General features: G+C 69.1%; 17 protein-coding genes. 7 read left to right on the top strand and 10 right to left on the bottom strand.

Features of this window, described 5'->3' with window-relative positions; genetic code table 11:
- Window positions 1–39 precede the first annotated feature (39 nt).
- The gene (locus tag PV781_RS13200) at window positions 40–1527 is read right to left on the bottom strand and encodes an MFS transporter (protein ID WP_274776088.1); all 1488 of its coding nucleotides are present in this window, start codon (window positions 1525–1527) and stop codon (window positions 40–42) included.
- A gap of 154 nt (window positions 1528–1681) precedes the next feature.
- On the opposite strand from PV781_RS13200, the gene PV781_RS13195 reads away from it, so the two are divergent.
- Window positions 1682–5071 carry a class I SAM-dependent DNA methyltransferase gene (locus PV781_RS13195; RefSeq protein WP_274776087.1) on the top strand — a complete coding sequence of 1130 codons (3390 nt, stop codon included), beginning with the start codon at window positions 1682–1684 and terminating at the stop codon, window positions 5069–5071.
- Between the two features lie 9 nt (window positions 5072–5080).
- Here the strand turns inward: PV781_RS13195 and arsB are convergent, their stop codons facing one another.
- The 6 genes from arsB to PV781_RS13165 form a co-directional block, all read right to left on the bottom strand.
- Entirely contained in the window at window positions 5081–6136 is a 1056-nt protein-coding gene (arsB, locus tag PV781_RS13190) for an ACR3 family arsenite efflux transporter (protein ID WP_274776086.1), read from the bottom strand.
- 18 nt (window positions 6137–6154) lie between these two features.
- On the bottom strand, window positions 6155–7384 hold the full coding sequence (locus PV781_RS13185) for an MFS transporter (RefSeq protein ID WP_274776085.1): 1230 nt from the start codon (window positions 7382–7384) through the stop codon (window positions 6155–6157).
- Window positions 7381–8775 carry an NAD(P)-binding domain-containing protein gene (locus tag PV781_RS13180; RefSeq protein WP_274776084.1) on the bottom strand — a complete coding sequence of 465 codons (1395 nt, stop codon included), beginning with the start codon at window positions 8773–8775 and terminating at the stop codon, window positions 7381–7383. Before PV781_RS13180 ends, PV781_RS13185 begins: the two co-directional genes overlap by 4 nt.
- Before the next feature lie 56 nt (window positions 8776–8831).
- Window positions 8832–9170: an ArsR/SmtB family transcription factor gene (locus PV781_RS13175; RefSeq protein WP_274776162.1), complete on the bottom strand. Its 339-nt coding sequence runs from the start codon at window positions 9168–9170 to the stop codon at window positions 8832–8834.
- Window positions 9171–9233: 63 nt separating this feature from the next.
- A complete protein-coding gene (gene dmeF, locus PV781_RS13170; protein WP_274776083.1) occupies window positions 9234–10220 on the bottom strand; it encodes a CDF family Co(II)/Ni(II) efflux transporter DmeF in 987 nt (328 codons plus the stop codon).
- Between the two features lie 49 nt (window positions 10221–10269).
- Entirely contained in the window at window positions 10270–10542 is a 273-nt protein-coding gene (locus PV781_RS13165) for a metal/formaldehyde-sensitive transcriptional repressor (protein WP_274776082.1), read from the bottom strand.
- Between the two features lie 256 nt (window positions 10543–10798).
- Between PV781_RS13165 and PV781_RS13160 the strand changes: the two genes are divergently transcribed.
- From PV781_RS13160 to PV781_RS13150, 3 genes are all read left to right on the top strand, one after another.
- Entirely contained in the window at window positions 10799–11722 is a 924-nt protein-coding gene (locus PV781_RS13160) for a helix-turn-helix transcriptional regulator (protein WP_274776081.1), read from the top strand.
- Window positions 11723–11856: 134 nt separating this feature from the next.
- Window positions 11857–14043, top strand: a complete 2187-nt coding sequence (locus PV781_RS13155; RefSeq protein WP_274776080.1) for a TonB-dependent receptor — start codon at window positions 11857–11859, stop codon at window positions 14041–14043.
- A 7-nt stretch (window positions 14044–14050) separates the two neighbouring features.
- The gene (locus PV781_RS13150) at window positions 14051–15295 is read left to right on the top strand and encodes an FAD-dependent monooxygenase (RefSeq protein WP_274776079.1); all 1245 of its coding nucleotides are present in this window, start codon (window positions 14051–14053) and stop codon (window positions 15293–15295) included.
- On the opposite strand, the gene PV781_RS13145 is transcribed toward PV781_RS13150, so the two are convergent.
- The 3 genes from PV781_RS13145 to PV781_RS13135 all read right to left on the bottom strand — a co-directional run bounded on the left by PV781_RS13145 (window position 15277) and on the right by PV781_RS13135 (window position 18863).
- The gene (locus tag PV781_RS13145; RefSeq protein WP_274776078.1) at window positions 15277–17193 is read right to left on the bottom strand and encodes a glycosyl hydrolase; all 1917 of its coding nucleotides are present in this window, start codon (window positions 17191–17193) and stop codon (window positions 15277–15279) included. The two genes, PV781_RS13150 and PV781_RS13145, sit on opposite strands and share 19 nt — an antisense overlap.
- A 75-nt stretch (window positions 17194–17268) precedes the next feature.
- The gene (locus tag PV781_RS13140; protein WP_274776077.1) at window positions 17269–17928 is read right to left on the bottom strand and encodes a helix-turn-helix domain-containing protein; all 660 of its coding nucleotides are present in this window, start codon (window positions 17926–17928) and stop codon (window positions 17269–17271) included.
- A 275-nt stretch (window positions 17929–18203) separates the two neighbouring features.
- Window positions 18204–18863 (bottom strand): helix-turn-helix domain-containing protein, encoded by a 660-nt coding sequence (locus tag PV781_RS13135; RefSeq protein ID WP_274776076.1) that lies wholly within the window; start codon window positions 18861–18863, stop codon window positions 18204–18206.
- 227 nt (window positions 18864–19090) lie between these two features.
- Here PV781_RS13135 and treZ point away from each other — a divergent pair, with 227 nt between their 5' ends.
- The 3 genes from treZ (at window position 19091) to PV781_RS13120 (ending at window position 25052) form a co-directional block, all read left to right on the top strand.
- Complete coding sequence (gene treZ / locus PV781_RS13130) at window positions 19091–20923, top strand: malto-oligosyltrehalose trehalohydrolase (protein WP_274776075.1); 1833 nt, start codon at window positions 19091–19093, stop codon at window positions 20921–20923.
- Complete coding sequence (treY, locus tag PV781_RS13125; protein WP_274776074.1) at window positions 20920–23403, top strand: malto-oligosyltrehalose synthase; 2484 nt, start codon at window positions 20920–20922, stop codon at window positions 23401–23403. The genes treZ and treY overlap by 4 nt, the downstream gene beginning before the upstream one ends.
- 155 nt (window positions 23404–23558) lie before the next feature.
- Window positions 23559–25052: an aldehyde dehydrogenase gene (locus PV781_RS13120; protein ID WP_274776073.1), complete on the top strand. Its 1494-nt coding sequence runs from the start codon at window positions 23559–23561 to the stop codon at window positions 25050–25052.
- Window positions 25053–25056: the final 4 nt, after the last annotated feature.

Here is a 25056-nt window from a genome sequence, read left to right as displayed (position 1 = left end):
GAGACGCTTTCACCCCTCACATTGAAACGTGCAGGGGATTCAATGTGAGGCGTTCCCGCGCTCGGCGCGCACGGCCACCCACCGCGCCGCAGAGGCCGCCGCCAAGGCCGCCAGCAGCACCACTCCCGCCAGTACCGGCAGGCTGTCCCGCACGGCAAGGACCATGTCGGCGCCGCTGGTGGCGATCCATCCTTTCGCGGCCTCCGCGCGTCCGGCGAGGTTCAGCGCCAGCACACTCGCGGCGCCGGCAACGCCCAGGCTCGTGCCGAGCGCCCGCATCAGGTTGAGCAGCGCACCCGCCGGCCCCGACAAGGCCGGCGGCACGGCAGCGAGCGCCACATGATTGTTGGGCGCGATGTAGAGCCCAAGGCCCATGCCGAACAGCCCATAGGCGATGCCGTCGCTGAGGCGATGGTTCTCCACCCGCCCCAGCGTCGCCAGGAGCAGGAGCACGGCGGCAAGGCTCAGGGCCATGCCGACAGGGCCGATCCAGCGTTCGCCGATCCGCTCTCGCACCCGGCTGCTGAAGGGCGCGGTGAGGCCGAGGGCGACGGGAATGATGGCCAGGTGGAGGCCCGCCACCCCCGGCGGCTCGCCGAAGCCATGGCCCTGCGCGAACGACATGAGGAAGAACATGCCGAACAGCTGGGCATAGGCCAGCATCACCCCCACGGCCGCGCTGCAGAAGGCCGGGCTCTTGAACAGCGCCGGATGGATGAGGGGCGCCGGCGCCGCCCGCTCGCGCCTCACCAGCAGCGCCAGGAGGAAAGCCACCACGGCAAGGCCGCCCAGCGTTTCGCCCGACAGCAGCCCGCCGCGCGAGACATGGTTCAGAACGGTCACCACCAGCACCAAGGCCGGCCCGATCAGGAGCGCCCCGCCCCAGTCGAACGGCTCCGCGCGCCCGGCCTCGGCGCTGCGCGGCAAAGCGAGCCAGCCGAGCAGAAAGGCCAGCGCGCCCACCGGCACGGTCAGCCAGAAGATCCAGCGCCAGCCGAGCGTGGAGAGCAGCAGGCCGCCCAGCACCGGCCCCGCGCTCATGCCCACCGCCTGGGCGGCGGCGAACCAGCCGAGCGCCCGGCCGCGCTGCGCGGGGGAGACCGTCTTCACCAGGATGGAGATGCTGTTGGCGCCCAGCAGCGCGCCGCCCATGCCCTGCAGGAAACGGAAGAGGAGCAATTGCTCGAAGCTCGCGGCAAGGCCGCACAGGGCGCTGGCCAGGATGAAGATGAAATAGCCCACCAGATAGAGGCTCTTGCGGCCGAACATCTCGCACAGCCGCCCGAACACCGGCAGGAAGGAGACGAAGGCGGCAAGATAGGCCAGCGCCACCCAGCTCACATGCTGGAGCGGCGCGTCGAAGACGCGCCCCAGCGTCGGCAGGGCCAGCTGCACGATGGTGGCATCCAGCTGCCCGATCAGCGCGCCCAGGCAGACGAGGCCCACGATCAACCCGGGATGCCAGGCTTGGCGCACGAGCACGGGAAGCGGCGCGGGCTCGGCGAAAAAACGCGACCAGACGGACATTTAGGCACCGGATCGAACGAACCGGCGCCATCCTAGCGAACTTGAGCGCCGCCGCCAGGGTGGGGCGCGAGGCAGGGACGTAAGGCAAGGGCGTGAGACACTTGCCGCGTGGGTTGCACGTCCCCTACTGTCCCCGGCTGAGACGGGGGATGGCATGAGTGCGGCGGTCGAGGCGTTCATCGCGCGGTGGCAGGATCGGGAGGGCGGCCAGGAGCGGGCCAATTACGCGCTCTTCCTGCCGGAACTGTGCGCCATCCTGGGCCTTGCCCCGCCCGACCCGGCGAACGCCTCCACCCAGGGCAATGACTATGTGTTCGAGCGGGTGGTGAAGGAGACCGCCCGCGACGGCACGGTCTCCAGCAAGCGCATCGATCTCTACAAGCGCGACTGCTTCATCCTGGAGGCCAAGCAATCCCGCTTTTCCGGCGAGAAGAAGCTCGCCGACGCGCCGCAGGACGGCGGCGGCAAGACGCGCGGAAAGCGCGGCGCGGACCGGGCGTGGGACGTCTTGATGATGAATGCCCGCCGGCAGGCGGAGGATTATGTGCGCCTGCTGCCGCCGGACCACGAGCCGCCGCCCTTCGTGCTGGTGTGCGACATCGGCCATTGCATCGAGGTCTATGCCAATTTCCGCCGCGACGGGAAGGCCTATGACCAGTTCCCGGACCGCTCGGCCTTCCGCATCTATCTGGAGGATCTGCGCGACGAGAAGGTGCGCGGGCGGCTGAAAGCGATCTGGAGCGATCCCATGTCGCTCGATCCCTCGCGCCATGCGGCGCGGGTGACGCGGGAGATTGCCGTGCGCCTCGCCACCGTCTCCAAGGCCCTGGAGGAAGCCGGCCAGCCGGCCGAAGGGGTGGCCATGTTCCTCATGCGCCTGCTCTTCACCATGTTCGCGGAGGATGTGGAGCTGCTGCCCAAGGACAGCTTCAAGGCGCTGCTGCGCGCCTGCGAGGCGAGCCCGGACATCTTCCCCGCCATGCTGGAGGACCTCTGGCGCGCCATGGACGAGGGCGCCTTTTCCGCCGCCATCAAGCACAAGGTGCGCCGCTTCAATGGCGAGTTCTTCAAGAACCGCCGCGCCTTGCCCCTGGACAAGGGCGCCATCGGCGAGTTGCGGGCGGCGGCGGAATATGACTGGCGCGACGTGGAGCCGGCGATTTTCGGCACGCTGCTGGAGCAGGCGCTGGACCCGGTGGAGCGGCGCCGCCTCGGCGCGCATTATACGCCCCGCGCCTATGTGGAGCGGCTGGTCATCGCCACGATCATCGATCCGCTCCGGGCGGAATGGGCGCAGGTGCTCTCCACCGCCGAGCGGCAGAAGGCGGGCGCGCGCGGCAAGGATGCGGCGGCCACCGTGAAGGCCTTCCACGACAAATTGTGCGCCACGCGGGTGCTGGACCCCGCCTGCGGCACCGGCAACTTCCTCTATGTGGCGCTGGAGCTGATGAAGCGCCTGGAAGGCGAGGTGCTGGAGGCGCTGGCGGACCTGGGCGGCCAGGAAGCGCTCATCGGCCTGGAAGGCCACACGGTGGACCCGCATCAGTTTCTGGGCCTGGAGCTGAACCCGCGCGCGGCGGCCATCGCCGAGCTGGTGCTGTGGATCGGCCATCTGCAATGGCATGTGCGCACGCGCGGCGGCCAGCCGAGCGAGCCCATCCTGCGCGCCTTCAAGAACATCAAGGCCATGGACGCGGTGCTCACTTGGGACGGTTCTCCCGCCCCGCAATTCGTTGCGGGCAAGGAGGCCTATCCCGGCGCGCGGGTGCCGGAATGGCCGAAGGCGGAGTTCATCGTCGGCAACCCGCCTTTCATCGGTGGGGCCACCTTGCGCGCGCGGCTCGGGGATGCCCGAGCCGAGGCGCTGTGGGCGGCCCATCCGCACATGAATGAGAGCGCCGACTTCGTCATGTATTGGTGGGACCGGGCGGCGGACATCCTCTCCCGCAAGGGCACAATGCTGCGCCGCTTCGGCTTCGTCACCACCAATTCCATCAGCCAGGTGTTCCAGCGCCGGGTGATGGAGCGCTATCTCCAGGCCAAGAAGCCCATTTCCCTGGTCATGGCCATTCCCGACCATCCCTGGACCAAGGCGGCCCGCGACAGCGCGGCGGTGCGCATCGCCATGACGGTGGCCGTCAATGGCAAGCGCGAGGGCCTGCTGCGGGAGGTGACCAGCGAAGAGGGCGTCGACACCGACGCGCCGATCATCGGCTTTGCCGAGCGGAGGGGGACGATCAATTCGGATTTGACGGTGGGGGTGGATGTTGCATCGGCCGTCCCATTGCGCGCCAATGAGGGGCTATCGTCGAGAGGAATGTCACTGCATGGGTCCGGCTTCATTGTGACGCCGGAGGAAGCGGCCGCTCTGGGCCTGGGGCGTCGTCCGGGACTGGAGCGGCACATCCGCCCCTATCGCAATGGGCGCGATCTGGCGGCACGACCGCGCGGTGTCATGGTGATCGATCTCTTCGGGCTGGAGGCCGATGAGGTGCGGGACCGATACCCTGAGGTCTATCAGCATCTGTTGCGGACCGTGAAGCCGGAGCGGGATCACAACAACCGCCCCTCGTATCGGGATAATTGGTGGATATTTGGCGAACCCAGGCGAGAGCTAAGGCCGACACTGGTCGGACTAAAGCGATACATCGCGACTATAGAAACATCTCGACATACTATTTTTCAGTTTCTGAAAGACGAAATCACTCCCGACAACAAGCTTATTGCCATTTCTTCATCTGATGCATACGTACTTGGAGTTGTTTCATCGCAAATACACGTGCGCTGGGCCCTCCGAGCCGGTGGCTGGCTCGGCATCGGTAACGATCCCGTTTATGTCAAATCCCGCACTTTCGATCCCTTCCCCTTCCCCGCCGCCACCGAAGCCCAAAAAGCCGTCATCCGTGACCTCGCGGAGGAGTTGGACGCGCATCGCAAGCGCGTGCTGGCGGCCCATGAGCATCTCACCCTCACCGGCCTCTACAATGTGCTGGAGCGCCTGAAGGCGGGGGCGGCGCGGGCCGACCTCGACGCCAAGGAGCAGCGCATCTTCGATGACGGCCTCGTCCTGATCCTGAAAGAGCTGCACGAGAAGATCGACGCCGCCGTGGCGGAGGCCTATGGCTGGCCCGTGGACCTGCCCGAGGAAGAGGTGCTCGCCCGCCTCGTCGCCCTCAACAAGCAACGGGCGGCGGAGGAAAAGCGCGGCCTCGTGCGCTGGCTGCGGCCGGACTACCAGATTCCCCGCTTCGGCTCCGCCAAGGAGAAGGCCGAGCAATTGGAGGCGGATCTGGGAGACGACACGCCCGACGCCGCCCCCGGCGCGCGCCCCGCTTTCCCCAAGACCGACCGGGAGCAGACCGCCGTGGTCATGGCCGCCCTCATGGAGGCCGCCGGCCCCCTGGACGCCGCCGCCATCGCCGCCACCTTCAAGCCCGCCCCCAAGGTGCGCGCGGCCGTCGCCGATGTGCTCACAGCCTTGTTCCGCATGGGGCTTGTCGCCTCCCCGGACGGCCGGTCCTTCGCCTTGCGCCGGGCGGCGTGAGGCGCCCCCTCACCCCTTCCCCCCGCTGTGCGCCTTCACCCGCGCGCCGGCCTCGTACCAATCCTTGGAGCGGTTCACGATCCAGACCACGGAGAGCATCACCGGCACCTCGATGAGCACGCCCACCACGGTGGCGAGCGCCGCGCCGGATTGGAAGCCAAACAGGGAGATGGCCGCGGCCACCGCCAGCTCGAAGAAGTTGGACGCGCCGATGAGGGCGGAGGGGCCGGCCACGCAATGGGCCTCGCCGGAGACGCGGTTCAGCAAGTAGGCCAGCCCCGAATTGAAATAGACCTGGATCAGGATGGGCACCGCCAAAAGCGCGATCACCACAGGCTGGGCGAGGATCTGCTCGCCCTGGAAGGCGAAGAGGAGGACGAGGGTCGCCAGCAGCGCCACCAGGGAAGCGGGCTGGAGGACCCGCAGGATGCGCTCCAGCCCCGCCGCCCCGCCTGAGGCCAGCACCTGCCGGCGCAGCATCTGGGCGGCGATCACCGGCAGGACGATATAGAGCGCCACGGACAAAAGCAGCGTCGCCCAGGGCACGGTGATGGAGGACAGGCCCAGCAGAAGCCCCACCACGGGGGCGAAGGCCACGATCATGATGGCGTCGTTGAGCGCCACCTGCGAGAGGGTGAAATGGGGCTCGCCCTTGGTGAGGTTCGACCACACGAACACCATGGCCGTGCAGGGGGCCGCCGCCAAAAGGATGAGGCCGGCAATATAGCTGTCGATCTGGTCCGCCGGCAGATAGGGCCGGAACAGATGGCCGATGAAGATCGAGCCCAGGAGCGCCATGGAGAAGGGCTTCACCGCCCAGTTCACCAGCAGCGTCACGCCAATGCCGCGCCAGTGGCGGCTCACCTGCGCCAGCGCGCCGAAATCGATCTTCAGCAGCATGGGCACGATCATCAGCCAGATGAGCACGGCCACGGGCAGGTTCACCCGCGCCACCTCCAGGCTGCCGATGGCGTGGAACAGCCCCGGCGCCAGCGCGCCGAGCCCGATGCCGACGAGGATGCACAGAAAGACCCAGACGGTCAGGTAGCGTTCGAAGAGGGACATGGTTCGGGTTTCCCTGTGTTAGGAGGTGCGGGCGGAGAGGAGCGCCGCCGCCCAGAAGCCGGCCACCAGCAGCAGGGCGCCGCCAATGGCCGCCAGCAGCACCGCGTCATAGGAGCCGCTCCAGGCCCACAGCGCCGCCGCCCCCACGGGCGCGAGGGCGCGGGAGACGGTGGCGGGCGCGGCCAGCACCCCATTGACGGCGCCATAGGCCTCCCGCGTCACCATTTCCGGCACGGCAAGGCCGCGCACGATGGTCATGATGCCGTTGGCGCCGCCATAAAGCGCGGCCACCCCCGCCACCAGGACGAAGGTGGGCGGGCCTGCTTCCAGCAGCAGCAGCGCCAGGGGAAAGGCGAGCACCACGGCGCAGCCGATGAGGCGCACGGACGCCTTGGGCGCGAACACCCAGATGGCGATCCGCCCGGCCACCTGGGCCGGCCCGATAATGGCCATGGCCGCCACCACGGTGGCGGTGTCGAAGCCCCGTTCCACCAGCAGCGGATAGAAGTGGAAGGTGAAGGCGGAGAAGGTGGCCGCATAGGCGGTGAAGGCGAGCGCCAGCGCCCAGAAGGCCGGCTGGCGCATCACATGGCGCACCACCCCGCCCCCGGCCGTCGCGCTCTTGGCCTCCCTTTGGTCGGGATGGTCGGCGGCCGGGTCGATGACGCCGGCATAGAGGCTGGCGCAGACCAGGAGGTTCACCGCGCCCAGCACCATCAGCGTGCCGCGCCAGCCCATCTGGTCGAGCAGGGCCTGCGTCAGCGGAATGAAGACCGTGGAGGCAAAGCCGCCCCACAAGGTCAGGGCGGTGATGCCGGCGCGGGCGCCCCGCGTGCCGGACCGCCGCGCCACCACCGCGAAGGCGGGCTCATAGAGGGTCGCGGCCTGGAGAATGCCGATGCCGGCGATGCAGACATAGAAGGCGGCGAGCCCCTCCACCTGAGACCAGGCCAGCAGCAGGAGCCCGGCGCAGGCCGCGCCCGCCGACATGACCAGGCGCCCATGCCCGCGATCGATGGCCGCCCCCACCGGATAGGCGGCGAGCCCCGCCAGCACCAGGCCCAGCGTCGCAGCGCCATAGAGCTGCGGCTTGGTCCAGCCCATCTCCCGCCCCATGGCCTCGGCGATGAGGGGGAAGGCATAATAAAGCGAGCCCCAGGAGCACACCTGCCCGATGCCGAGCCCGGTGATGAAGCGGCTGCGGCCGCTCAAGGGAACATAGGCGCCGGCGGGCGCGGACGATGTCATGCGGGCACGCCGCAGCCGCAGCCGGTGAGGCCCTCCGCCTTGGCGCGGGCATCGTCCGCGCAGCAGGCGGAAGCCGTCTCCGGGGCCGTTTCCGGCGGCGGCCCGCCGCAGCAGCCAACCCCGGCCCGCTCCAAGGCGGGCGGGGCGCGGCACACGCCGGTTTCCGGCAGCACCAATTCCACCCGCCGGGCGGCCGCATGGTCGCCGGCAATCTCCGCCACCACCGAGCGCGCCTGCTCATAGCCGGTGGCCATGAGGAAGGTGGGCGCTCGGCCATAGGACTTGGCGCCCACGATGAAGAAGCCGGGCTCGGGATGGGCCAGTTCCACCGCCCCATGGGGCGGGACGCTGCCGCAGGCGTGCAGATTAGGGTCGATGAGCGGCGCCAAGGTGGGGGGCGCCTCGGTGATGGGATCGATGGCGACGCGCAATTCCCGCAGCAGGCCGAAGCTTGGGCGCAGGCCGGTGGCGACCACGATCCGATCCACCTCGAACACGGTCGGTCCGCCTCCAAGGGTGGCGGTAACGGCGACGCCCTCCCCTTGCCGCTCCACCCGCGTGATGGCCAGCGGCGCCAGCACCCGCGCGGCGCCGGTCTCGATCACCCGGGCGGCGGACAGGCCCAGCGCCCCCCGCGCGGGAAGCTGGTCGGCCGCGCCACCGCCCCTGAGCTTGGCCACATGCTCGGTGCGCAGCCCCCACAGGATTTGGGTCGCCGGGTCCGCCTCGCGCAGCTTGGCCAGGTCCAGCACCACCTGGGTGGCGGAATGGCCGGAGCCCACCACCAGCACGCGGCGTCCCGCATAATGGGCCCGCGCGCGGCCGGCCACGTCGGGAAGTCCATAGGCAAGGGCCTCGCCGAGACTGTCCTCCCCCTCCACCGCCATGCCGTCCGCCCCCATGGGGCTGGGATGGCCCCAGGTGCCGGTGGCATCGATCACCGCGCGCGCCTCCAGGCGGCCCGTCTCCCCGCCGGCGGTGCGCCAGCGGATCACGAAGGGCGCCTCCGCCCGCCCCTCGGAGCGCATGCGGTCCAGCCCCCGCCGGCCGATGGCGGTGACGTGGGTGCCAAGGCGGATCCGGGGCGCGAGGGCGGGATGGGCGGCGAGCGGCGCAAGATAGTCCGCCACCAGTTCGCCGGCCGTGGGCAAGCCCTCGGGATCCGGCGCGCGCCAGCCGGTCTCCTCCAGCAGCGCGCGGGCGGCGCTGTCCACATTGTAGCGCCAGGGCGAGAAGAGGCGCACATGGGCCACATCGCGCAGGGAGGCGGCGACCTCGGCCGCCTGTTCGAGGACAACGGGAACAAGGCCGCGCCGCACCAGATGGGCGGCGGCGGCGAGGCCCACGGGGCCGGCCCCGATGACGGCGACAGGAAGGGACGACAGGGGCATTCTCTTATTCCATTATTCCAGGTCTATGGAAATTTTGGACGACATAAAGGTGGCGATCAGGGCGCGCGCACGTCGCACGCGGTGAAGGGAGCGGCGCCGGGGGCGCAGGTGGCATCGGCGCAGCATTCATCCACCAGGAAGCCCACCAGGGCGTTCATGCTGGGATAGTGCGCCCGGCAGATGAGGGTGGTCGCCTGGCGCTCCTGCGTGACAAGGCCGGTGTCGATGAGCCGCCGCAGATGGTGCGAGAGGGTGGAAGCGGGAATGCCGTGCTTTTCCTGCAGGCTGCCCACGCTCAGCCCCGCCTCGCCGGCCCGCACCAAGGTGCGGTAGAGGCCGAGGCGGGTGGCGTTGCCCAGGGCTTCCATCTGGCGGGCGGCTATTTCGATGTTCATGGAAATAGACTGGACCGGTGCGGCGTCCACGTCAAGGGCTCGCCGCCTCCGGTCGAGGGCGGGTCAAGCGGGCTGCACCTCCACCGTCACATGGGCCAGTTCATGGATGGGCGCCAGCAGCGCCTTGTAGTGGCGGGGCGCCTTGGGCGTGGGGGTGGCGAGGGCGACGATGGCCGCGTGATGGCCCGGCCCCACCTGCCACACATGCAGGTCGGTGATGACGGCGCCCTCCCCCGCAAGGGCGGCGCGGATTTCGCCTTCCAGGTCCTCCTCGGCCGCATGGGTGGCCGGCACCATGTCCAGGAGGACGCCCGCGGTGTCGCGCAGAAGGCCCATCGACCAGCGCGCGATCACCAGCGCGCCCACCAGGCCCATGAGCGGATCGGCCCAGATCCAGCCGTTCAGACTGCCCAGCAGCAGCGCCGCGATGGCCAGCACCGAGGTCAGCGCATCCGCCAGCACATGCAGGTAGGCGGCGCGCAGATTGTTGTCGCGCGCGGCTCCTGCGCCGGGGCCGGGATGGTCGTGATGGTGATCGTGATGCGACATGTGGCTGTGCCCGTGGGGCTCGTCCTTCAGCAGCCACGCGCTGGCAAGGTTCACCAGCAGGCCGATCACCGCCACGGCGATGGACTGGGGAAAGCTGATGGGCACGGGATCGGCCAGGCGCACCAGGCTTTCGGCGCCGATCAGCACCGCCACCAGCGCCAGCACCACGGCGCTGGCAAAGCCCGCCAGATCCCCCAGCTTGCCAGTGCCGAAGGTGAAGCGCGCATCTCGGGCATGGCGGCGGGCATAGAGATAGGCCAGTGCCGCGATCAGCATGGCGCCCGCATGGGTGGACATGTGCCAGCCGTCCGCCACCAGGGCCATGGAGCCATAAAGCGTGCCGGCGGCGATCTCCACGCCCATCATGGCGGCGGTCAGCCCGATCACCACCCACACCTTGCGCTCGTTGCGCCGGTGGTCGGCGCCGAGGAAGACGTGCTCGTGCCGGAAGTCGGAAAGGTCGCACGCGCCCTTGGCCTGCGGGATGGCCTCCTCCGTCATCGTGCTCTCCCTGGCGCTCTCGCCGGCGCGGATGCGCGCCACCGGCGGTTCATTTCAGATAGGTGCGCACGATGCCCATCAGCTCCTCCACCCCGTCCGCCCGCTCGGGCTCGGAGGCGGCGCCCAGCACATGGGCGCGCAGGTGCGCGTCGAACAATTGGCTGGTGAGCCCGTTCATGGCCCCACGCACGGAGGCCACCTGTCGCAGCACCTCGGCACAGGGCGCCTCCGCGGCCAGCGCCCGCTCAATGCCCTCCATCTGCCCCCGGATGCGGCGCACACGGGCAATGAGACGGTCCTTGTCGCGGAGGGTGTGGGACATGTCGTGCTCCTCAAAATAGTATAGGGGGCTATGTTATTTTCGGCAACCCGGTGGGTCCGGCGTGGCGTGCTTCGAGAAAGACCGTGCGGGCCCGCGCCCGCGATCGGCGCGATGGGGTTTGATCGGAAATACAGAAAGGGCACGCGACGTTTATTTGAGTTATTCAAAATAACGTCTTTGACGAAGCGCTACGCATGGCGCGCTTTTATCTTTAGACTGCCGCCACCCGCGCCTTCCCGCCCGCAGCCGAGCCGCCATGACGCCGACCCACCACCCCACCACGCTCGCGGACCTGCGCCGCCTTGTGCACCTGCCCCAGGGGGCGGATCGGGCGGGGGCCGCGCGCTTCCTCTCCGTGGAGGTGGAGAGCGGGCTGTTCCTGCTCTCGCGGGAGCTGGCGGTGGACGCGCCGCTCACATTCGACAGCGAGAGCTTTCCGGCCAGCACGCTCAGCGTGGTGCTGGACGGAGAGGCCACCTCGCATACGCCGGGGGTGGACGGCTTCAGGCCCAACGAAGTGTGGATCGCCTCGGACAATGACCGCCGGCCCTGCCGCACGGTGCTCCATGGCGGGCGGCAGGTGCGCACGGTGGAACTGGTGGTGACGCCGCACTGGTTCGAAGCCTCGCGGCGCAATTCCGGCACCGATTTCGAGCCGCTGCGCCTTTCCATGGAACGCCCGCTCCACGTCCTGCGCCGTCCGCTGGATGCCCATTTGCGGCGCATCGCCTGGCAGGTGCTGGAGCCACCCAAGGCGGCGGGCCTTGCCGCCCTCATGCTGGAAAGCCGGGCGCTGGATCTGCTCGGCGCCCTGGTGGAGGCGGTGGGCGAGGCGACGCCCCAGGGCGCCGATGCCTTGCGGGCGCGGGACCTGGACCGGGTGAAAGCCATTCGGGAGCGGATCGATGCCGATCCGGCCAGCATCGTCAGCCTTGCCGGGCTGGCCGAAGAGTTCGGGGTCAGCGCCAGCAAGCTGAAGCGGGATTTCTTCAGCGCATTCGCCACCTGCGCGGGCGCCTATGTGAACGAGCGCCGCCTGCTGCTCGGCCGCGCCCTGATCGAGCGGGAGGGGCTGTCCGTGTCGGAAGCCTCCTATCGGGCCGGCTATGGCCACCCCACCAATTTTTCCACCGCCTTCCGCCGCCGGTTCGGCTTTGCCCCTTCCACCTTGCGCCGCTGAGCGGGGCTGGGCCTCAGGCATACGCCTTTGAGCTGAAGGCATACGCCTTTCCCATCCAACCACCTGCCCTTGTTTGCGAAAAGTCATCGCAGGATGCCGCTGTCCGGCGGCGCATGGTTTCGGGGTTCAAGCTCATGACCCAGTCTTCCCGCCCGACGCAGCCCAGGGCCGCGCTCTCCCTGTCCGTCTCGGTGCTCGCTTTGGCGCTCGCGCTGGACGCTGGCCGCACGGCGATGGCGCAGGAGGCGCAAGCGGTGAGCGTGCCCCCGCCCATGGCGCAGCCCGGCGAAACCTACATCACCCTCGACGAGGTGACAGTGGAAGCCATGCGCCGCGCCCAGCCCTGGCTGGAGGTGCCGGCGAGCATTGCCGTCTTCACCGCGCCCGACATCCAGGCGCGCACCATCGAGCGGCTGGAAGATGCCTTCGATGCCAGCGTCAACACCGTGATGCGCAGCCAGCGGGGCGGCAACGATGCCTCGGTCATCTCCATTCGCGGCGTCGCCAACACCGCGTTTGGCACCGATCCGACGGTGGCCATCTATCGCGACGATGTCTTCATCGGCAATGACGCCACCTTCAACCTGACCATGGTTGACCTGTCGCAGATCGAGATCCTGCGCGGCCCGCAAGGCACGCTCTATGGCCGCAACGCCATTGCCGGCGCGGTGAATGTGCGCAGCATGGCCCCCGAGTTCGGCGCCTCCTACACTGCCTTCGACGTGCTGTTCGGCACCGACATGACCTTGCAGGGGCGCGCCGTGCTCAATGCGGCGCTGGGGCAGGACCTGGCCATGCGCGCGGTGATCTTCGGCGACACCGCCGACGGCTGGGTCACCAACACCCCCGATGGCAAGGACTATGACGGCGACAAGGATGGCGGCGGCCGTATCCAGGTGGCGGCGCGGCCAACGGAAGGGCTCGACCTGCTGTTCTCCGCCGACTATGCCACCGACCAGGGCAGCCGCGGCAATCGCGGCCCGTTCGGCACCGTCTGGCAGCAGGGCTACAACGCGGCCATCCCTTATGATTCCAGCATTTCCAGCTATGGCGCCTCGCTCAAGGCGAGCTATGACGCAGGCATCGCGGAGCTGATCTCGGTGACCGCCTGGCGCGGCTCGCAGGGCGACGGGGACGGCGGCGACTTCACCCTCTCGCCGCTGCGCCAGAACGGCTTCTCCCGTGACTACAACCAGGCTTCGCAGGAATTCCGCCTCGTCTCCCATCCCAACCGGACCGTGGACTGGACGCTCGGCGCCTTCTTCTTCGGGAGCAAGGACGAGCGATACGAATATACCGGCTTCAACATGGCGATCCCCGCCAATGTCTTCTATCCCGGCCAGCCGGCCCTGCCGGCCGGCTATGAGGAGGGCACCACTTCCAGCCTCACCGGCTGGTCGGCGGCCCTGTTCGGCGATGCCACCTGGCATGTGAGTGATCGCTTCGACGTGCTGCTGGGCGCGCGCCTCAGCTATGACAATCGCAGCATCGACTATGCCCACGCCTCCAACGTGGCCGGCATCACGCTGGGCGCGCCGGGGCAGACGCAGACCCAGTCCATGGGCAGCTCGGACCTCTCGCCCAAGGTCGGTTTTTCCTACGAGATCGCGCCGAAGGTGCGCACCTATGCCACCGTGTCGCGGGGCTACAAGGCCGGCGGCTACAACATCTCCTTCGCCCCCACCAGCGACCTGTCCTATGCGGCGGAAGCCGCCTGGAACTATGAGACCGGCATCAAGGCCTCGCTGTTCGACGGCCGGGTGGATGTGTCCGGCTCACTGTTCTATTTCGACTGGCGCAACCAGCAGATCTATTCCTTCAACGGCTATTCGGTCTGGATCGCCAACGCGCCCCAGTCGCGCAATTACGGCGCCGAGTTCGAGATCACCGCGCGCCCCATGGAGGGCCTGGAACTGTTCGCCGGCCTCGGCCTCCTGGATGCCCGCTTCGTGGATGCGCCGGCATCGCAGACCGGCGGCAATGCGGACGGCAACTGGCAGCCGCTGGCCTCGCGCTATTCGCTGTCCCTGTCGGCCCAGTACAAGGCGCCGCTCACGCCGCAGCTCAACGGCGTGGCGCGGCTGGACTGGAACTGGCGCTCGGCCTTCTATTTCGACGTGGACAACACCATCCAGCAGGAGGCCTACGGCATTTTCAATGCCCGGCTCGGCGTCGAGGCGTCGAACTGGAGCCTCTATCTGGTGGCGCTCAACCTGTTGAACCAGGACTATTATGTGGTGGCCACCAACAATGGCTACGGCCCCTATGGCGCGCCCGGCGATCCGCGCATGATCGGCGTCCAGGCCCGCGCGCGGTTCTGAGGGCGCCATGCGGGTCCTCATCGTCGGCGCCGGCCCGGCCGGCCTCACGCTGGCGCTTTGCCTCGCCCGCAGCGGCGTGCGGGCCGACATCATCGAGCGCGCGCCCCGGCTGAATACGGGCGGCTACGTGGTCAGCCTCCAGGCCAATGGCTGGGACGTGGCGGACCGGCTCGGCCTGCTGGCGGACGTGCGTGCCTGCGCCCTGCCGGCAGCGGATTCGGTCTATCGCGACGGCGCCACGGGCCGCGAGCTCTTCCGCTACAAGGCGCAGGTGGTGGCCGAGCTGACCGGCGGCAAGATGCTGCACGTGCCCCGCGACGTGCTGGTGGCCCGCCTCGCCGAGGCTCTCGCCGCCACCGGCCATCCCGGCCCGCGCTTTGGCTGCACGGTCACTGCGCTCGCTCAGGCGGGGGAGGGCGCGCAGGTGTGCCTTGGTGACGGAACGTCGGCGGCCTACGACCTGGTGGTGGGCGCCGATGGCATGCACAGCCAGGTGCGCGCGCTGGCCTTCGGCCCGGAGGCTCAGTTCTGCCGGCCGCTCGGCTATCGCGGCGCCGCCTGGCGCATGCCGTTCGACGGGCGGCTCGACCCGCCTTATGAGGGCTATATGGAGGTGGGGCGGCAAGTCATTCTCTACCAGTCGGGGCCGCGGGAGCTCTCCACCTTGCTGTGCTGGCGCTGCGACGACCTCGCCCCCGTGCCAGCCCGCGACCGTCACCGCGTGGTCTTGGACGCCTATGCCGGCACCTGGCCGGTGCTGCGGCAGATCATCGATGGCGCGGTGGACTGGGAGGCGGCCTATCTCGACGCCCTCGGCCAGATCGAAATGCCGCGCTGGTGGGACGGGCGGACGGTGCTGCTGGGGGATGCCGCCTGGGGCCTGTCCTTCCTGTCCGGCCAAGGGGCGTCCATGGCCATGGCGGGGGCCTATCTCCTGGCGCAGGCGCTGCGCACCGCCGGGATGGGCGGCGGTTCCGCCATCCCGTCTGGCGCCCTCGCGCAGGCGCTCGCCGCCTGGGAGGCGGGCCTTCGCCCCACCCTCACCCGCGTGCAGCATCAGGCGCGGGCCATGGCGCGCAGCTATGTGCCGCGCTCGTCCGCCGGCCTCTGGCTCAACCGCCGCCTGTTGCCGCTGCTCATGTCCCGCCCGCTCCTGAAGCTCCGGGCGCGGCATTTGGTGGCCCCGAGCCTGATTGCGCCCGCCGATCTGGATGGAGGGCGGCCGCCCGTCCCTCACTCCGGTCGGGGATAGACGATCTCCACGAACTCCACCCCGCTCGGCCGCACCCGCACCAGGATGGACTGGTTGGGCGCAAAGGGCAGGCGCACCGTGTGCTGGCGAACCCCATCGGGCGAGAGCACCACGGTGCGCATGGCAGGCGGGCAGCGGGCGGCACGGCCATGGTCCACGGGAATGGCCAGGTCCTGGGCGTGGGGATGGGCGAAGAAGACCAGGATGTCATTGGGCGCCAGCACGCGCGCCCAATGGTCGGGCAGGCGCGTCCCGTCGGCGGACCGCGCCAGCGGCTGCCAGGGCACGGTCTGGCGGAAATCGCCGTGCACGCCGAGCCGCCGCAACTGGGCGATCAGCGCCGCATAGCGGGGCGACTTGGCGCGGCCCGGCTGGAGCGGCACCTGCTTGAGGACCACCGGCAGGCCCTCCTGGGCGAGGCGGACCAGGGTCTCAAGGCCCTCAAGGGCGAGGTATTTCACGTCCACATAGAGGGCGCGGAACACCGCGTCGCCCACGCTCAGCGCCCCGTTCACCACCCGCGCGTCCTTCACCAGGGCGTTCGACACATAAAGGGGGTGGTAGCCCGCCAGCTCCTCCGGCGCCTTCACATAGCGCAGCTCATAGGGATGGCTGGCGCCGGGGATCTGGCGCTCCGGCGGATAGTCCAGCTCCATGCGGCCATCTTCCAGCGGCAGCCACACCGCCACGTCGGAATAGGTGCGGCCGCGTTTCATGAACTGGCACACCCGCTCCAGATAGGCGTTGAGGTCCCTCGCGACCCGCGAAAGGGCGCCCTCGTTCCGTCCCAGATGCACCGAGGCATAGAAGGGGAAGTCGCGCTCCGCCCCCTCCGGCGTGAAGGGCATGCCGTGCCAGACGAACTGGTTTACCCCATGGGCGAGGAGCGCATCGGCCACCAGCTTGAGGTCGCCCACCTCCTCGCGGAACTGGTGGGTGTCCGGCACCCAGCGGGGAAAGCCATAGAGGCAGGTGAAGGCCTCGCAGCTCACCTCGCCCCGCCCGCCCAGCACCGCCGCCGAGGCGACGACGCGGCTGAAGGCGGGCTCGAACAGCATGGCCTCGGTCTCGGGCACGTCGATCAGCGCATAGGCGTGCAGCATGTCCACCGGCGCGCCGGCCACCTGGGCGCGGGAGAAGGCCCCCGCCGCCCGGGCCTGGTCCGCGAAGGGCTGGTAGAAATGGGCGATGATGCGATCCGACAGGAGCTCCAGATAGTCGTGGCGGGTGTCCGGATCGCTGCCCGGCGCCCACATCACCGGCAGATAGGGGCGGATGTCGTAGCCATAGCGCTCCAGGAAGGCCTGGTCGAGGCCCTCGGTCCACAGCGTCTCCGACCGCACCTCCCAGCTTTCGCAGAAGACGGCGGAGGGCGGGCCGGCAAGCGCAGGCTGGAGCGCCGCCACCATGCGGTCGGCATAGCGGGCGAAGGCGTCGCGGTTGAGATGATCGATCACCCGCCCCTTGGCGGGCATCTCCCACGACTGGTCGATCTCCTGGAGCGGGAAGACGACGGTGCCGAGGGCATCCACCACGAATTGCCGGCTGGCATCGGCCAGTGGCACCTGGCTGTCGCCGAAGGGCCAGAGCGTGCCAAAGGTGAAGTCGCAACCGAGCCCGAGCCGGGTTGCTTCGGCCTTGGCGAAAGCCACGTCGTCGGTCCATTCCGCCGAAAGCCAGGGCGCGGCCTTGGCGCGGCGCTCCTCTTCCTCGGGCGTGATGTCGGGAAAAAGGCGCCGCCAGGGCCGCTCGCCGCGCGGAGGATAGATCCAGGCGATCTCCACCCCGCCGAAGCCGTTGGCCTTGACCCATTCCAGTTGGGCGGTGATGTCGCCCCGCCGGATCTCGCAGGCGAACCACCACCAGCGGGTGAACGGCTTTCCGGACGGATAGAACACGCGGTGCCCCCTGACGGTGCCGATGCGGAAGGGGGAGCCTATCAGCAGACCGCCCCCGCGTCGCCCCGCGCGAGTCTATTCCGCCTTGAGGTCGTCGAGATAGACGAGGTCGTCGATGCCCGGCCCGTGCTCCCCCTCGCCCGGCTCATAGACCACGTCCGCAATGGTGCGGGCGCCGTAGCGGCGGAAGCACATGTGCCAGCGATGCGGCACCATCTCGTCAATGTCGAGATCGGTCATCCGGTCGCTATAGCCGCTCGCCAGCACCAGTTCGCCGGAGAGGATGGCCTGGGCATATTTCTGGTCGGAGGCGAGGCGGCGGGCTTCATTCACCAGATAGTCGATGAGGAAGCTACCCATCAGCTCGCCGGTCTGGGGCCAGAGCGCGCGAAACCCGCGGGACACGGCGAGCACGCGGATGCCGTCGAGATCGAACAGCGCCCGCACGCCTTGCTGGCGCTCCACGAACAGGCGCTCCACCGCCACCTCGTCGCGGGCGGTATGGGCCATCAGGCTTTCCAACCGGGCGAGGCGTTCGGCCGAGGGCAACTCATGGCCGTTTTCCCAGATGGAGACGGCGGTCTGCGACACACCCAGCATCTCCGCCAGCGCCGCCTGCTTGATGCCGTTGATGCGCCGCCAGGTCCGCAGCCGCGCGGCGAAGGCGCCCTGCCCCACCCCGGAACGCCCCTCCAGCGAGGGGATAGCGGCGAATTTTCCATTCTGGGGAGGCATGTGGGGCCCGCTGCTATCCCTGGTCTGGAGCCGGCCCGGCATATCCGGCTCATGGCAAACCGAGAGGGCGCCTGGCCGCTCCGGCTGCGCCAGTCTGAACGATCGCACTCTCGACGATGTATGCCCCTCATTCTATGATGGTTTTGTGATTTTTTCGCCGGTCTCGCTGCACATTTTTGCGCGGCCAGGCTGGCTGAAATTCAGGCAGGAGGCGATTGCGCGGGCTGTGCTCACCTGGGCTGTGCTCACCCAGGCTGTGCTCAGCTGGGCTGTGCTCACCTGGGCTTGATCTCGTCCAGGTAGACGATGTCGTCAATGCCCGGCTCGCGTGCGAGCGGCCCCATCTCGCTCACCACATCCACGATGGTCCGCGCCCCATAGCGGCGGAAGCAGGCGTGCCAGCGATGGGGGACCATCTCGTCCAGTTCCAGGCTGGTCATGCGCAGGCTGTAGCCGCTGGCGAGCACCAGGTCGCCCGACAGGATCGCCTGCGCAAATTCCGGATTGGCGGTGAGGTGCTGCGCCTCGTTCACCAGATATTCCACCAGGAAGGCGCCTTCCAGATCGGCGGTGTTGGGCCAGAAGGCCCGATAGCCGCGGGACACCGCCAGGAGGCGTGTGCCGTCCACGTCGAACAGGGCCCGCACCCCCGCCTGCCGCTCGGTGAACAGGCGCTCCAGCGCCAGTTCGGAACTGGCTGTCTGCGCCATCAAGCTTTCGAGGCGCGCCAAATGGGCAGCGGACGGCAGGTCGACCCCGCTTTCCCAGATGGAAACGGTCTTCTGGGTGACGCCCAGCACCTGGGCCAGCGCCTCCTGCTTCATGTTGTTCATGCGCCGCCAGGTGCGCAGACGCGCGCCAAAGGCGCCGTGGCCCGCAGAGACGCGGTTCCACAGGGGAGAAGACTCCGTCAGATCTCCACTCTTGTCTCGCATCGGGTCCGCCTGTGCGTGGTGCCCTCGTCGATCCCTTTGCTTTTACCGTTCCCCCGGCCGTCCCGCTCCTCTTTTCTTTGCGTGGCAGGGCACACTTTCGGGCATGGCACCGTCAAGCTTGAGGCCGCACGCGGCCCCGCGCGCCGGGAATTCTCCCCCGCGGGCGGAACGCTGGCGGGGCCGGGGCCGTTGTCCGCCTGGGTTCGATCAGGACGGTTTCCAGCCACATGCCGCACACGCCAAGCGCTTCCGCCGTCTCCACGGACGACGACCTCCCCCGCCCCGACTGGAGCTTCGGCCCGCAGCTGAAGAAGGGCGGCGCGCGCTTCCGTCTGTTCGCGCCGGATGCGGCGGACGTGATGCTGGAACTGGACGGGCATGGCTTCCTGCCCATGGCCCATGGACCTCACGGCATGTTCGAGCGCTTCGTCGCCGACGTGTCGCCCGGCGTCCGCTATCGCTTCGAGGTGTCCGGTCGCGCGGCGCCCGATCCCGCCTCCCGCATGCAGGCGGAGGATGCGGAGGGCTGGAGCGTGCTCACCGCCCCCGCTGTGGCGCCCGCCCCGCTCGCCCGGCCGTGGACCCAGGCGGTGATCGCCGAGATCCATGTGGGCACGGCGACGCCCGAGGGCACCTTCCGCGCCCTGATCGACCGGCTGGACCATTATCGCGATGCCGGCTTCACCGTGCTGGAACTGATGCCGGTGGCGGATTTTCCCGGCCGCCGCAATTGGGGCTATGATGGCGTTCTGCTCTATGCGCCCGATCGCGCCTATGGCACGCCCGACGACCTGCGCGCCCTCATCGAGGCCGGCCATGCGCGCGGCCTCTCCATGATGCTGGACGTGGTCTACAACCATTTCGGGCCGAGCGGGAATTACTTGCCGCTTTACGCGAAATCCTTCTTCCGGGAGGACATCGCCACCCCCTGGGGCGCCGCCATCAACCTGGACGACGCCCATGTGCGCGCCTTCTTTTCGGAGAATGCGGCCTATTGGCTGGCCGAGTTCGGCTTAGACGGGCTGCGCCTCGATGCGGTCCATGCGCTCGCCACCGACAGCGCCGGCCGCCTGCTGGAAGAGATCGCGCAGGCCTGCCGGGCGGTGCGGCCGGATGCCTTCCTGGTGCTGGAAAACCACGACAATGCCGCGCACTGGATGGAGGGCGATCGCGGCCTCTTCACCGCCCAGTGGAACGATGACTGGCACCATGCCTTCCACGTTCTGGCCTCTGGCGAAGGCACCGGCTACTACGCCCCCTATGCCGCCGATCCCGTGGCCGCGGCCGGCCGCGCGCTCACCGAAGGCTTCGTCTTCCAGGGCGAGCCCTATCCCGATGCGAGCGGGCACCCGCGCGGCGCGCCCTCCACCCATCTGCCGCCCGACGCTTTCGTGGTGTTCGCGCAGAACCACGACCATATCGGCAACCGCCCCCTGGGCGACCGCCTCGCCGGCACCCTGCCGCCAGAGCGCCTCGCCTTGCTGCGCTTCGTGGTGATGCTCTCTCCTGCCATCCCCTTGCTGTTCCAGGGGGAGGAGGCGCTGCTTCCCACGCCCTTCCCGTTCTTCTGTGATTTCGAGGGCGACCTGGCGGACGCGGTGCGCCAGGGCCGGCGGGGCGAGTTCGCCGACTTCTTCGCCGCCCATGGGGTTGCACTCTTTCCCGACCCGCTGGCGGACGAAACCTTCCAATCCGCCATTCTCGCCCCCACCGACTTCGCCACCGAGGACGCCCAGGCCCACCTGCGCGCCTTCCGCGACCTTTGCGCCTTGCGCCGGTCCCTCGTCTGGCCGCTCACGGCGAGCCCTTATATGGACAGCGCCCTGGAACGGGCGGGGGATGTGCTGGCGGTCACCTGGCGGTTTGAGGCGGGCACGCTCGTGCTGGTGCTCAATGCCGGCCCGCAGGAGGCCACCCTCGCCCCGCCCCAAGGCTGCGCCGGGCGCGCGCCGGACGCCACCCTTGGCCCCGTCGTCGAAGGCGCCGATGGCCACCTCGCCCTTCCCCCCTTCTCCGCCGCCCTGTGGAGCCTTGCCGCCCGGAGCCTTGCCACCGCATGAAGCGCGATCTCATCGCCACCTATCGCCTGCAATTCCATGCCGGCTTCACGTTCGCCGACGCCGAGGCTCTCGTCCCCTATCTCGCCGGCCTCGGCGTCAGCCACCTTTATGCCTCTCCCATCACCACGGCGGTGCCCGGCTCCACCCACGGCTATGATGTGGCCGACCCCACCCGCATCAATCCCGAACTGGGCGGCGCGGAAGGCTTTGAGCGGCTCGCCGCCTTGCTCAACGCCCACGGCATGGGGGTGATCCTCGACATCGTGCCCAACCACATGGCCGCCTCCAGCCACAATCCGTTCTGGATCGAAATGCTGGAACAGGGCCCCGACGCCCCCGCCGCGCGGCTGTTCGACGTGTTCTGGGAAACCGGCAAGCTCATGCTGCCCGTGCTGGGCGATCCGCTGAAGGCGACGCTGGAGGCGGGTGCTCTTTCGCTCGTCCTCCAGGAGAGCGGACGGATCGTGCTGTCCTATGCCGACCATGCCTATCCCTTGCGCCACGAAAGCGTCGAAGCGCTGCGCGCCACCGCCGGCCTCCATGAGGGGGAAGCGTTGACGGACGAAAGCCGCGCGGCGCTCGAACGGGTGCTGGCGCAGGCGGACATCGCCGCGCTTCTGGAAGACCAGCACTGGCGCCTCGCCTGGTGGCGCGCGGCGGCTCATGACCTGAATTACCGCCGCTTCTTCAACATTACCGACCTCGTGGGCACGCGGGTGGAGGACCCGGAGGTGTTCGCCTTCCTCCACCGCCTGCCCCTGGAGCTGGTGGAGCGCGGTCTCGTGGACGGACTGCGCATCGACCATGTGGACGGCCTCGCCGACCCCGCCGGCTATTGCGCCCGGCTGCGGGCGGCGGCGGGGCCAAGCGTGCCCCTGCTGGTGGAGAAGATCCTGGAGCCGGGGGAGGCGCTGCGCGACTGGCCCATCACCGGCACCACCGGCTATGAGCGGCTGAACGAGATCAACGGCCTGTTCGTCGAGGGTGAGGGATACGCCATGCTGGAGCGCGACCTGCGCACCCGCAACCTCCTCACGGGCACCCCCTCCGCCCGTCTCGCCGATGCCAAGCGGCAGGTGCTGCAGTCCAGCCTTGCCGCCGAGCTGGAGGCGCTCACGACGCTCGCCCGCGACGGCCTCGACCGCGACATGCAGGAAGGCGACCTCACGGACGGCGCCATCCGGCAGGCGGTGGCCGCGCTCCTGGTGCATTGCCCGGTCTATCGTTCCTATGCCACCTGGGACCGGCACGCGCCGGAGGACGAGGCCATCTGGGATGCCATTGGCGAGGCGCTCGTCGCCGCCGAGGACCCGCTCACCGCCGCCGCCGCCGCCGTGCTGCTGGACCGGCTGCGCAATCCCCGCATCGACAGCGACCGCCGCTTCCGCCAGCGCTTCCAGCAATTGAGCGGGCCGGCCATGGCCAAGGGGTTCGAGGACACCGAGCTTTATCGCCATCCCGTGCTGTTGTGTGTCAACGAGGTGGGCGGGAGCCTCCTCCATCCCGCGCGGGACGGGGGGCAGATGCACGACCTCCAGATGGTGCGTGCGGCAGCCGGCGCCCGCGACCTCACGCCCCTCGCCACCCACGACACCAAGCGCGGCCCCGACACCCGCGCGCGCCTCGCCGCCTTGAGCACCATGCCCCAAGCCTGGCTCGACCTCCTGGAAGAGACGCGCGAAGCCTGCACCGCCCTGGCGCGGGAGGAGGAGGGCGTGCTTCAGCCGGACCTGCTCGACCAGGTGCTGATCCTCCAGACCCTCGTCTCGGTCTGGCCGGTGAGCGTCGCGCGCATGGGCGAATATCTCACCAAGGCCCTGCGGGAAGCCAAGCGCCACACCAATTGGGAGACGCCCAACGAAGCCTATGAGGCCCATGCGCAAGCCTTCAGCGCGGCGATGATCGAAGGGGAGGATGGCGCCAGCGTGCGCGACGCGCTCGCCCGGCTGGCGGCGCGGCTGGAGCGGGCCGGGCGGCTCATAGGCCTTGCCCAGGTGATCCTCCAGCACACCTTGCCCGGCACGCCGGACCTCTACCAGGGCACGGAATTCCGGGACTTCTCCCTGGTGGACCCGGACAATCGCCGCCCCGTGGACTGGGACGCGCGCAAGGCTGCGCTTCAAGGCGGTGGCACGCTGGACGCTGCCGACCGCGAAAAATTCGATCTCACCCGCCGCCTCCTCGCCTTGCGCGGCGACACCCCCGCCTTGCGCGGCGGCCTCTATCGGGCGCTGCGGCTCGGCCCCTCCCCCTGGGGCTGGTTCGGGTTCGAACGGGAGGCAGACGGCGCCCGCGTACGCGTTCTGGTCCCCACCCGGATGCCGCAGGAGGGAGACGATGAGCCGAGTGTCCGGCTGCTGGACCCCTGGCCCGACGGGGAGTGGCGGACGCTCGACGGCACCCTGCTTCAGGCCCCCGGCAACGAGATGACTCTCCCCGTCCAGGCGCCCTTCCTCATCGCCAGCGCGCCGCTGCGGTGAGGGAGGCGCAGGCCACGGACAACCTCTAGTTTATTTGTCTACATATAACTTTAATGAACTTTATGACGTAAAACTATATATTTGACTATATGGGTAGCCGCCTCGACACTTCCCCCCGTCAACACGGATGACGGCGGAATTCGGGTGGTATTGGGATGTCTCAGATTTTGACGACGGACTGGGCGGCGCGGGCAAAGGCTGTGGCGCTGCCGACCAAGGCCTTCATTGACGGCACGTCCGTCCCGGCCGCGTCCGGCAAGACCTTTCCCTGCGTGTTTCCCGGCACCGGCCAGGAGATCGCCCAGGTCGCCGCCTGCGAGGCGGAGGATGTGGACCGCGCGGTGCGCGTCGCCCGCGCCGCCTTCGAGGCCGGCACCTGGTCGCGCATGGCGCCCGCCGACCGCAAGCGCGTCATGCTGCGCTTCTCCGAGCTTCTGCTGGCCCATCGCGAGGAGCTGGCGCTGCTTGAGACGCTGAACGTGGGCAAGCCCATCACCAGCGCCTTCAATGGCGACATTCCCAGCGCCGCCAATTGCATCGCCTTCTATGGCGAGGCCATCGACAAGATCTATGGCGAGGTGGCCCCCACCTCTTCGGACCTCACCACCCTCGTCATGCGCGAGCCGCTGGGGGTCGTGGCCGCGGTGGTGCCCTGGAACTATCCGCTCTCCATGACCGCCTGGAAGGTGGGCCCCGCGCTGGCCGCCGGCAATTCGGTGATCGTGAAGCCGGCGGAACAGTCCCCCTTCACGGCGCTGCGGATGGCGGAACTGGCGACCGAGGCGGGCGTGCCGCCGGGCGTGCTCAACGTGCTGCCCGGCTATGGCGAGACCGCCGGCCAGGCGCTCGGCCTGCACATGGATGTGGACTGCATCACCTTCACCGGCTCCACCGAGGTGGGCAAGCTGTTCCTGCAATATGCCGGCCGCTCCAACGCCAAGCGCGTGAGCCTGGAACTGGGCGGCAAGTCGCCCCAGATCGTGCTGGCCGATTGCGATGACCTGGACGCCGCCGCCCGCGCGGTGGCCGCCGGCATCTTCACCAATGCCGGCCAGGTGTGTAACGCCGGCTCGCGCCTGGTGGTGGAAGAGGCCATCCGCGAGGACCTGCTGGAGCGCGTCGCCGCCATCGCCAAGTCCCTGCGCCCCGGTGATCCGCTCAACGCCGACACCCGCCTCGGCCCGTTGGTGAGCGCGCCGCAGATGAGCCGGGTCATGGGCTATGTGGAGGGCGCCGCTGCGGCTGGCGCGCGCATCGTCACCGGCGGTGGGCGGGTGCTCACCGAGACGGGGGGCTATTTCGTCGAGCCCACCATTTTCGATGGCGTCGACAACCGCATGGCCATCGCCCAGGAAGAGGTGTTCGGGCCGGTGCTCGCCACCATTCCCGTGAAGGGCTTCGAGGAAGCCCTCGCGGTCGCCAACGACACAATCTATGGGCTCGCCGCCTCCATCTGGACGCGGGACGTGAAGAAGGCCCACCGCGCCGCGCGCGCCATCCGGGCCGGCGTCGTGTGGGTGAACTGCTTTGATCGCGGCACCATGTCGGTGCCCTTCGGCGGCTTCAAGCAGTCCGGCTTCGGCCGCGACAAGTCCCTGCACGCCATCGAGAAATACATGGACCTGAAGGCGGTCTGGTTCGCGACCTGATCCG

The organism is Aquabacter sediminis (genome assembly GCF_028863665.1).
Taxonomy (GTDB): Bacteria; Pseudomonadota; Alphaproteobacteria; order Rhizobiales; family Xanthobacteraceae; genus L1I39.
Note: the sequence above shows the minus strand (reverse complement) of the source record. Positions and strands in the feature narration are given on the sequence as shown.

Coding starts and splice junctions, on each gene's coding strand:
- PV781_RS13200 (WP_274776088.1), bottom strand. CDS start 1,527: ATGTCCGTCTGGTCGCGTTTTTTCGCCGAGCCCGCGCCGCTTCCCGTG.
- PV781_RS13195 (WP_274776087.1), top strand. CDS start 1,682: ATGAGTGCGGCGGTCGAGGCGTTCATCGCGCGGTGGCAGGATCGGGAG.
- arsB (WP_274776086.1), bottom strand. CDS start 6,136: ATGTCCCTCTTCGAACGCTACCTGACCGTCTGGGTCTTTCTGTGCATC.
- PV781_RS13185 (WP_274776085.1), bottom strand. CDS start 7,384: ATGACATCGTCCGCGCCCGCCGGCGCCTATGTTCCCTTGAGCGGCCGC.
- PV781_RS13180 (WP_274776084.1), bottom strand. CDS start 8,775: ATGCCCCTGTCGTCCCTTCCTGTCGCCGTCATCGGGGCCGGCCCCGTG.
- PV781_RS13175 (WP_274776162.1), bottom strand. CDS start 9,170: ATGAACATCGAAATAGCCGCCCGCCAGATGGAAGCCCTGGGCAACGCC.
- dmeF (WP_274776083.1), bottom strand. CDS start 10,220: ATGACGGAGGAGGCCATCCCGCAGGCCAAGGGCGCGTGCGACCTTTCC.
- PV781_RS13165 (WP_274776082.1), bottom strand. CDS start 10,542: ATGTCCCACACCCTCCGCGACAAGGACCGTCTCATTGCCCGTGTGCGC.
- PV781_RS13160 (WP_274776081.1), top strand. CDS start 10,799: ATGACGCCGACCCACCACCCCACCACGCTCGCGGACCTGCGCCGCCTT.
- PV781_RS13155 (WP_274776080.1), top strand. CDS start 11,857: ATGACCCAGTCTTCCCGCCCGACGCAGCCCAGGGCCGCGCTCTCCCTG.
- PV781_RS13150 (WP_274776079.1), top strand. CDS start 14,051: ATGCGGGTCCTCATCGTCGGCGCCGGCCCGGCCGGCCTCACGCTGGCG.
- PV781_RS13140 (WP_274776077.1), bottom strand. CDS start 17,928: ATGCCTCCCCAGAATGGAAAATTCGCCGCTATCCCCTCGCTGGAGGGG.
- PV781_RS13135 (WP_274776076.1), bottom strand. CDS start 18,863: ATGCGAGACAAGAGTGGAGATCTGACGGAGTCTTCTCCCCTGTGGAAC.
- treZ (WP_274776075.1), top strand. CDS start 19,091: ATGCCGCACACGCCAAGCGCTTCCGCCGTCTCCACGGACGACGACCTC.
- treY (WP_274776074.1), top strand. CDS start 20,920: ATGAAGCGCGATCTCATCGCCACCTATCGCCTGCAATTCCATGCCGGC.
- PV781_RS13120 (WP_274776073.1), top strand. CDS start 23,559: ATGTCTCAGATTTTGACGACGGACTGGGCGGCGCGGGCAAAGGCTGTG.